This window comes from Sphingomonas faeni (assembly GCF_023195535.1).
Taxonomy (GTDB): Bacteria; Pseudomonadota; Alphaproteobacteria; order Sphingomonadales; family Sphingomonadaceae; genus Sphingomonas; species Sphingomonas faeni_B.
On record NZ_JALPNF010000025.1, the window covers coordinates 1 to 2,221 of the forward strand.

Below are 2,221 nucleotides of genomic sequence, written 5' to 3' on the forward strand. Positions count from 1 at the left end.
TGTGAAGCATAGCTTAGGTTCTGCCGTACGCCTCAAACTGCGATTTATGTTCTGGGCTCAGCCTTTCCCACATATGACCAATGAAGCGGACAGCGCATAACTTCTGTATCGGAACTGGCGCGCCATTGTCTTCCAGTATAGACACGAAAGACAGCATCAATCCGCGAGCTTGTGGCGTTTGAAGCAGCATTGCCCAGTAGGCTGTGGGAATGCGGCTCTTCGTAAGGCCATCGGATAGAAAAGTAGTGAAATCCGCCATCGATTTGTGATCACCATCCCACGATGGTCTTTTGCGATTAACATCCGTTTCAGACAGCTTATCAAGCTCCGTGAGCGCGCTCTGAAATTCGATACTGTGCTCTTCGCGCGACGGAGTGAGTGCTCGAATTTCAGATTCCATTCGATCTCTGGCACTCGGCTGCTGCTTTAGCGTAACACTCGTGCCCCTGCCGCCACGACCTTTCATAAAAAACACATTGTAGTTCTTGCCCTTGAACTCTTTATCAAACCCAATCGAGTCCCGCATATCGGCGTAATACTTAGCGCCATTATTTTGCGCGTAAACGCGAGCAGCGTCGAAAACCAAATTAGGAAATTCCGCGTCAGTCTGCCCGGTCGCCAACATGGAAGAGAGATACTTCTCCACATTTCTACCAATCATTCGATCTAACAGACCCATGCGCAACTCCTGCTGACGAACGACCTTGTCATTGTGGCATTCTCCCTGTCAGAGTTTGGAGAAGCCATCAATAAGAGCAACCGTCCAGCGCTCGCATGTGGACCCTTCTGACGGCTCACCCCGACCGGCGTGCAATGTGACGGACATCAACTTGCTCGAACGATAGCTTCCCCACGGCTTCGTTAAGCGCATCAACCCGGTAGCCGCTCCCGTAGTTCTCGTGGACAGCAGTTCGGGACGATCCGGTGGTCCACCCGCCAAGGATTAACGCGATATCGTGGTCAATGCGTGCGGCGCGTAGCTCGTCTCGAAAGTTGTGTCGGAACGAGTGAAATGAGGTGCGGCTTCGTTGCGCTCCGCAGGCGCGCAGGAATTGGGTGAACCATTTGCTGAATGCCACTGGGCGCAAGCCCGTTGATCCCGTCTCGATGTCATCGAACAGCTTTTTCTTTCCCGCCTTCCGCTTCGCCTCGGCGAAGTGAAGTAGTCCACACTCGATTAGGACTGGATGGACAGGAATCAGCCGGTCGCTCGCGGTGGTCTTTAACTGTTTATCGGTGGTCCCATTCAGTGAGCGCAGGCTCACAACGATACAATCGACGCCATCGACGGTGCGGATATCCGTGGCATCAAGCTGGCAGATTTCCCCCAATCGCGCACCGGTGAACAACGCGATGAGCGGCACCCAAAATCGCGCATTGCGTGGGCGCTGGGTGCCAACCTTATTATATCCGCGCGCGCCATCGACGCAGCCGCGATAAAGAGGCGCGTTGAAGATCGCATGAAGCTGGTCGCGGTCGAACGGTGAGCGCTTGTCTCGCTTGTTGATGGGGTCGGGTAGGCGCAGCCCTCGCGCCGGATTGCGGGCGAGCAGTTCCTCATTGACCGCCCAGTTGAGGAAGCTGCTCATATTCGACATTAGCGAGTTAGCATTCGCCGCGCTGATGACCTTGATGTCGCTGTGCAGGCGAGCGCGATCTGCGGCCTCACGCGGCGAGAGCTTCGGAAACAGCTTCCCCGCGTTGGCGGGCAGGAAGCGCAGCACATCGAGCATATCGCGACAGTGCGCGCGCGAGATTGACGCGACGGGCAGTGTTTCACCGATCAGCGCAACGGCCAGCTTCCGGCTCGTCTCATATGCTTCCCGCGTGGTAGCCGCCCATGCGCGCGTTGGGTCATCGATGTAGCAGCGATACGCCTCAGCCAGTGTGAGCGGGTTAACGCGCTGGATGCGCTCGACGGGCGCTGACGCAACCGCGATCGACACCGGATCATCGGCGGGGTCGTGGCTCGCTGATTCAATGAGCATCGCATCGACCGCCATGCCCGCCAGCGCGCGGGCGCGCTCGATCTTCATTTCGATCCGAGCGACGACACCCGGCAATCGGCGCAGGGCAACGGAAAGGCTGTCAGTCCGAAGCGAGCGCCAGATTTCGAGCCGATCCAGCAGACGCTGAGAATCCACCGGAATGGTGTGCCTGTAGTAGAGTCTTTCCCCTCGCCGCAGCACCCCGCGGGGCAAATCCCGTAGCAGCTTACCGT

2 protein-coding genes are annotated in these 2,221 nt (G+C 57.2%); both read right to left on the reverse strand.

What is annotated here, in order from left to right; genetic code table 11:
- Positions 1-13 precede the first annotated feature (13 nt).
- On the reverse strand, positions 14-679 hold the full coding sequence (locus SPHN_RS18300; RefSeq protein ID WP_248525269.1) for a hypothetical protein: 666 nt from the start codon (positions 677-679) through the stop codon (positions 14-16).
- Between the two features lie 115 nt (positions 680-794).
- Positions 795-2,221: DUF6538 domain-containing protein (locus SPHN_RS18305; RefSeq protein WP_248525270.1), on the reverse strand; the 1,427-nt coding region annotated here is incomplete at its 5' end.